Annotated in this window: 4 protein-coding genes and 3 pseudogenes; 5 read left to right on the top strand and 2 right to left on the bottom strand. The window is 65.3% G+C overall.

The genetic code is table 11. The annotated features are described in order from the left end of the window. The 5 genes and pseudogenes from D7V93_RS47755 to D7V93_RS34410 form a co-directional block, all read left to right on the top strand. Positions 1–329: pseudogene (locus D7V93_RS47755) on the top strand (hypothetical protein); the annotation flags it as partial. A gap of 912 nt (positions 330–1,241) precedes the next feature. Next, on the top strand, positions 1,242–1,646 hold the full coding sequence (locus tag D7V93_RS34420) for a transposase (RefSeq protein WP_120647405.1): 405 nt from the start codon (positions 1,242–1,244) through the stop codon (positions 1,644–1,646). A 155-nt stretch (positions 1,647–1,801) separates the two neighbouring features. Then, positions 1,802–3,277, top strand: coding sequence for a hypothetical protein (locus tag D7V93_RS44625; protein WP_147451498.1), 1,476 nt, complete (start codon positions 1,802–1,804; stop codon positions 3,275–3,277). Positions 3,278–3,463: 186 nt separating this feature from the next. Beyond that, positions 3,464–4,707: pseudogene (locus tag D7V93_RS34415) on the top strand (IS3 family transposase). A 480-nt stretch (positions 4,708–5,187) separates the two neighbouring features. Beyond that, positions 5,188–6,066, top strand: a complete 879-nt coding sequence (locus tag D7V93_RS34410) for a hypothetical protein (RefSeq protein WP_120647404.1) — start codon at positions 5,188–5,190, stop codon at positions 6,064–6,066. 9 nt (positions 6,067–6,075) lie between these two features. Here D7V93_RS34410 and D7V93_RS34405 read toward each other — a convergent pair whose 3' ends face one another. Both D7V93_RS34405 and D7V93_RS34400 read right to left on the bottom strand, forming a co-directional pair. Beyond that, entirely contained in the window at positions 6,076–6,519 is a 444-nt protein-coding gene (locus D7V93_RS34405; protein WP_208723250.1) for an acyl-CoA thioesterase, read from the bottom strand. Between the two features lie 23 nt (positions 6,520–6,542). After that, a pseudogene (locus D7V93_RS34400) lies at positions 6,543–6,789 on the bottom strand (iron-containing alcohol dehydrogenase); the annotation flags it as partial.

Raw genomic sequence — 6,789 nt, 5'->3', positions numbered from 1 at the left:
ACCGGCCGGCCTTCAACAGCTCGACGACCCGCTCACGGAACTCCGGCGGGTATGGGGGGCGTGACTTCGGCATCGTGGGACCCTTTTCGCACAGCGGATGGGACTCCACGAAACCGGGGCAACTTCAGTCGATGCTCACCAGTCCAGACACCCTCCTACGACTGATTCGCCACGCTCCGCTGCCTCCTCCCAGGCCCGCTCGCGTCCTGGGCCTCGACGACTGGGCGATGCGCAAGGGGCGCACCTACGGCTCCACCCTCGTCGACCTGGAAGCGCACTGCATCCGCGACGTTTTGCCAGACCGTTCGACTCCCACGGTGAGCGCCTAGCTGCGCCAGTACCCCGGCGTGGAAGTCATCGCCAGAGACCGGTCGACAGAGTACGCACAAGCGGCGGTGCTGGGCGCACCAGAGGCCCAGCAGGTGGCGGACCGCTGGCACTTGCTGATGAATGGGCGGCAGATGATGGAACGCGGGATGACCGGCGCTCACCCCCGACTTCGAGCACTCCCAGCCGTGTCGAGTGGAGACGCCGCCTCTGCACGCCGTCAAACCAGCTTCTCTCGAACTCACGCCCGAGAGGAGAGCCGCTCCCGTGTTGGCGGTCGCGAGAAAGCGCAGATTCCTGGTCATCAGGTCGACCAGTTATCCATGGTTCGGGCCATCACGTGCCTCACCGAGTCAAGGGCAAGCTCGCTCCGCTCGGCGCCAGACAGTGCCCCTGTGACTCGGGAAGCCCGCGAAGGCATGAGGCCATCGGCCAGTGCTTGGAGCGCACTGGCTCGAAGTCAGCCCTCAAACTGACGTGTCCAGATTCCCGCGCTTCCTGGTGACCATCAACACTCTCGGAGTGTCGCTGCATACGAAGCCGTCCGGCGTCGTCACCTGGCGGGGGAACCCCTGCTGAGAATCAGTCGCACGCCGGGGCTGGCGCGAGGAACGGTGCGCAAATATGCCGTTGCGGAAGCTTTCCCCGAGCGCGCGGCGCGCGTGCCTGGACCCAGGCATCCTCGACCCGTATCTGGAGTACTTGACGCAGCGACAGGCCGCGGGGGGGGTGAGAACGCATGTGCCCTCTGGCGGGAGATTCGCGCCCAGGGCTTTCGTGGCGCCAAAAGCCAGGTCCACCGTTGGCTCCAGATGCGGCGGACGGTTCCCCCCTCGCGCAGGGGCGCCAGCTACCCCGGCGTCAATTGATGGGCGAAGGGCACGCGCCTCGACGCGCTCGCCTCGCCGAAGCAACTGGCCTGGCTATGCGTGAAGAGGCCCTGCGAGCTGACCACCACGGAGACCGCGACACTGGCGCGCATCAAGCAGGACGAGGAAGCTGCGCGTGTCATCGCATTGACTCAGCGTTTCTGTGAGCTCGTGCGCTCACGAAGCGTTTCACAGGGAGCAAAGCCAACGAGGCCTTGCAGGCCCTTCGAAGCGTGGCTGGGCGAGGCCCGCGCGTGCGGTGTGCGCGCGGTGGAGACGTTTGCGGAGGGACTCGAACAGGACGGCGATGCCATCCGGGCAGCACTGACCTCTCGCTGGAGTAACGCCCAGGCCGAGGGCCAACTCACGAAGTTCAAGCTTCTCAAGCGTCAGATGTATGGCCGCGCTGGCTTCGACCTGCTGCGTCGTCGCATGCTGCTCACCGTCTGAACCTCCGGTCTACACGCAGTGCGGGAGAGTCACAAAAGCCCGGGGAGGCGCAGTCGAGGCGACAACTCCCTGACACAGCGGGCTATCCGTGGCTTCCAAAATTTCGCATGTTCTGCAATTATCCAACCTCCGACTTGTCAGAGGAGGGAGCCACGATGGCGAAAGTGTCTCAAGATGTGTGTGTTGCAATAGTCCTTGCGGCCGCGGTTGCTGTATTTCTAATACCGTCTCAAGGGAGTGCAGCCGACGACATCGAGGCCTTCGGACGGGCTTGCGTACCAAGCTTGGCGCCTGTCGAACTGATGGCTGCGAGCAACGAATCGTTCGACTCAGCTTTTCGGAAGGTCGTCTGCGAGAACTACTTTAACGAGGAGTTTGGAGAGTCAGGGTGGAGCCTCGGATTGTTCGTCAAGGTCGTTACTCTTGATGCCAGTGGCAACTCGACGAATAAGTCCGTCACCCGCAAGGAGTACTGCGAGGATGCGGGTATGGTAGTACATTGGGAGACTGCTCAGGCCGTCTTCCAGCGTTTCACCACTGAGGCGCAATTGAAGGCTTGGAGCGCCTGCATGGCGCTCTACGCAAGCAACTCGAATCAGCAACTACCAGTGCCCGCGAAGCTGAAGAGCGTTGACCGAGATAGCGTAGTCGTGACGCTCAAGTGGGACCGCAATGTGAATCCGGCGGCAGGTCCCCCACGGTACGTTTCTATCGCTGCCATCGGTCTGGCCTGCACCACCAGCCTCAAGGCGAACGATGAGATTTCGTCCGAGGGTGAGGGCCACGTTGTGACGTGCGTGTGGCCATCCAATGCGCGAACTGGTGGCCTCACCATCAACCATTCGAGGGGTTCGTCCTTCGTCCCCGTCACTCGGCCAGACCCAACGCCGAACGCGACGGTGGTCCTCAACTTGGTTAAGAGCGAAAAGGGCACCGTGAAGGAGTATCCGGCCTGCGGTGGCAATGTCCGGACGCCGGACCTTCACAACAAGAAGTGCGGTCCCTTTAAAGCTTTCGTTGAAGGAGCGTGGAGACCTATCAACGTCCCCAACATTCTTGACTGGGACTGCGAGTCGAACAAGTGGGCGCGGAACAAGATGTGTGCAGAGTTGGTAGTTTCGGGCGCAGGGGAGAGCATCAAGGATGCGCGCTTGGATTGCTCGGGCAGCGGCGCCTGCGGCTGGAACATTGCTGGTGCTCCCGACCGAGTCTCGTGGCCGGTGAACTCCGCTACGCACAAGAGGGCGTGTCAATTCCTCGGGTCTCACTCGATGGACATCAAGGTTTGCGGGACCGTCGTAGTCACTGGGAACGTGAAGAAGGCCGTCAACCAAGCAAAGATCTGGCCGGTGGCTCCCGGTGCTACCTTCGAGGTGACGGTTCCTGTTGGTGCGAGCGGAGATTTGGTCGTGACAAGCGGCACCAACAACGAAGTGGTGAAGCTTGGCACCAGCAGCAAGAGCTTGAGGCTCCTGCGGGCTGACCCCGAGTCGCAGCTTGGTCCGACGTACGCCTACTCCTACGTGGGATGGAACGCAGCAGTTCCGTCATGGCCCGCTGGAATGCCTATGCCTGCGCTTCTTCGTAAGGAACTGAAGGCACAGAAGGTCGACGTCACTAGTACGTACTAATCCTTTGGCCGGGTGAGGTCTGGTGGGCAGTAGCGGAACTTCGCTCGGGCCTTCGGCACGGTGAAGCGCCAGCGGATTTGAAACCGCTGGCGATTCGCCCACTTCGCCCATGCGCTCGTTTCATGATGTCCTCCGCCCCAGGATTTCCTGAGACACCTTTCTGGGGGATAGCCTCCCCCTCGTGAGGTGGATGTGAAGAAGCAGCAGAGGCAGGACAGAACAGCGGAGCGCGGTCGGTTCTCTGCGAAGCGGAAGAAGGAGGCCGTGCTCCGGTTGCTCAAGGGCGAGGAACTCGACGCGCTCTCGCGGGAGCTGGGCGTCGCCGCAGCGGTGCTGAGCGAGTGGCGGGAGAAATTCCTGGCGGGGGCGGAGGCGAACCTCAAGAGCCGCGAGCCGGAGCCGGAGCCGGCGGACAACGAGGTGCTGCGGCTCAAAGCCATGGTGGGTGAGCTGATGATGAAGAACGAGTTGCTGGCGGAGAAGGCCCGGCTGCTGGAGGGCAACGCCCCGGGTTTTCCCTGGAAGAAGTCGAGAGGATGAGCGCCAGCCTCTCGCCTTCCAGCGGCAAGCCGTACGGACTGGTGCTCGTGACGGCCACCTGGCGCGTGCCTCGCGCCACGGTGTACCGGCACCGCGCCCGCCGGCAGGCCGAAGCCCCCGCGGTGGCCCGATGTGGCCCGAAGACGGCGCTGACGGACAAGGCGCTGCTGGAGGCTATTCGAGGCGTGCTGGCCGCCTCCCCGTTTCTGGGCGAGGGGCACCGCAAGGTATGGGCCCGGCTGCGCGCCCGGGGCGTGCGCACGTCGAAGGCCCGCTGTCTGCGGCGGATGCGCGAGGCGGGACTGCTGGCACCGGGCCGTGCTCGCCGAGTGCTGGGGCCACGCCACCACGACGGCACCATTACCACCGACAAGCCCGACGTCATGTGGGGCACCGACGCCACCTGCACGGTGACGACGCTGGAGGGCCAGGCCACCGTCTTCATCGCCATCGACCACGGCACCGCCGAGTGTGTCGGCATCCACGCCGCCAAGGTGGGCACTCGCTTCGAAGCCCTTGAGCCCATTCGCCAGGGCGTTAAAGCCCGCTTCGGTGCGTACGGCCGGGGCGTGGCGGCGGGGCTGTCCATCCGCCACGACAATGGCAGTCAGTACACCTCCGATACCTTCCAGAACGAGCTGCGCTTCCTGGGCGCCGAGCCCAGCCCGTCCTTCATCCGCAGTCCCGAGGGCAACGGCTGCACCGAGCGCTTCATCCGCACCCTCAAGGAGCAGTTGCTCTGGGTGCACTCCTTCGCCACCGTGGAGGAACTCCGGCTGGCCCTGCTGGAGTGGGTCCACCGGTACAACGAGCACTGGCTGCTGGAGCGCCACCACTTCCTCTCGCCGAGCCAAGCTCGGCGAGAGCTGATGCAGAAGCAAGCGGCCTGATTACAACCAATCTGGTGTCTCAACAATCCGGTGCGGTACACACCCGGCCAAAGGATTAGGGACCAAATCCGCCTACGAGGCTTCGATTCCCGCCGCCTCCACTGAGAAGAATGAACCCCGTGGCGCCAGCGAGACGCGGGGCACGTTAACAACCGGTGACCGCTACGCTCCCGAAGAGCCAGGACTGACGACCGCTCTTGCCGCGCGCTCGGTCAGCCCAGCCTCGACGCCCAGACGGGGCACGGCGAACACCTCCGGATCATCGCCACACAGCCAGGGTACAAGGGACGCTGGAGCGTTCGGCTTGGCTTGGCGCATGGAGGTTGCAGACGTCTGCGGGAAGGGGCCCAGGGGGCTGATGGAGGAGAGGGAGGGCCTGGGCCGCCCCCGGCAGCCTGCATTGACGCTGCGCCGGGTAGGCGACGCACGGGCAGTGCATGGGTTTGACAAAACACGCCAAATCGGTTTTCCCTCTTTATCATGAACTTCAAAAACCCGGTATTTGGTGTGGTGGCCCTGGCCCTGTCCGCCTGTGGCGGCGAGGCGTACGTCGAGGACGGCGCGGTGGAGGAGGCAGTGGCCTCCACCCGGCAGGCCGCGTTCTCGGGCGTGAACGGCACGGTGTGCGAGGAGAGCCCGTACAACTGCAAGCTGCGACCCTCCGGTGGCAACCGCGTCCTCACCAATGACCCGGACGACGACGACTCCTGGGAGCTCTACACGGGCGGGCCCATCCGCGACGGCAACGGCACCGTGGTGGGCACCTCCACCCGGACGAGCTCCACGTTCAACCACGGCCAGACGCGCACCTTCGCGGGCGAACTGCATGCCTTCGCGGTGTCGACGTCCAACTCGAGCGCGGGCTGGATGCCCATGTCCGCCATCAAGGGCCGCACGTCCTTCGAGGACAAGGTCGGGCACGTCTCGGCGCTGGGCTCGGGGCTGTCCAAGATGGCGTGCTACGCCGTGCGCAACTCGCACGACACGACCCTCGAGTTCAAGAAGGTCGTCTACGACAGCGACGCGACCCACGAGCGCGCGGGCGACTACCTGCCGCTCGTGCGGGCCAACGGCCTGCGCTCGGCGAACCTCACCTTCAACGTGCCGGGCTTCGGCCTGGGCGGCGTCGCGGTGGACCACTTCCCCGCGGGCACGAAGTTCCAGCGCCTGGACGTGCCCACCAACTCCGGCGCCCCGTCCATCGACATCCCGCTCTGGGTCCAGGACAGCGTGGGCCGCTACCGCCAGCAGTCCGGGACGATGAAGTTCATCTACGGCTACGTCATCGCCGCGACCGGCACCCCTCGCAACGGATGGATGGCGTACGACGCGCTCCAGGTCAGCTCCGGCTGCCCCTGAGCCCGGCCGTCATCCCGGAGCCAGGGTGACGACGAGCCGCCCGAGCGCCTCCCGCAGCCGCTCGGGCATCGCCACTGCCTTGCGCGTCTGGCGGTCCACGAAGACGTGCACGAAGTACCCGTGGGCCGCCGCCTCCTCCTCGCCCTCCTTGAAGAGGGCGATGCCGTAGGTGACGGAGCGGGTGCCGAGCCTGTCCACGCGCAGCCCCGCCCGCAGCCGGTCGGGGTACGCGAGCGGGGCGTGGTAGCCGCACTTCGACTCCACCACCAACCCGATGACGGCGCCCGCGTGGATGTCCAGGCCGCCCTCGTGGATGAGGTAGTGGTTCGCGACGGTGTCGAAGTAGCTGTAGTAGGTGACGTTGTTGATGTGGCCGTACAGGTCGTTGTCCATCCACCGCGTGGTGATGGGCAGGAAGTAGCGGTAGCGGTCGGCGGTCTCGGTGTCGGACACGGAGGGCTCCTGGCCTTCGTCGGTTACCAGTAGCGCAGCGCCTGGTGGAACAGCTCGGTGAGGACGGGCCGGGTCATCTCCCGAGGCGCGTTCTGGAGCAGGCGCTGCTGCGGGAAGGCGCCCTCCGTCAGCGCCGCCACGTCCGCGTCGGTGTACCCCACCCCGCCAAGGCCGTTGGGCATGCCCACCGCGCGCATGACCTGGACCAGCCGGCCCGCGAGCACCTCGCCCGCGTCCCCCGGCCCCGCCCCACGCACATCCGCGCCCAGG

The organism is Corallococcus llansteffanensis, assembly GCF_003612055.1.
GTDB classification, from domain to species: Bacteria; Myxococcota; Myxococcia; order Myxococcales; family Myxococcaceae; genus Corallococcus; species Corallococcus llansteffanensis.
Note: the sequence above shows the minus strand (reverse complement) of the source record. Positions and strands in the feature narration are given on the sequence as shown.

Coding starts and splice junctions, on each gene's coding strand:
- D7V93_RS44625 (WP_147451498.1), top strand. CDS start 1,802: ATGGCGAAAGTGTCTCAAGATGTGTGTGTTGCAATAGTCCTTGCGGCC.
- D7V93_RS34410 (WP_120647404.1), top strand. CDS start 5,188: ATGAACTTCAAAAACCCGGTATTTGGTGTGGTGGCCCTGGCCCTGTCC.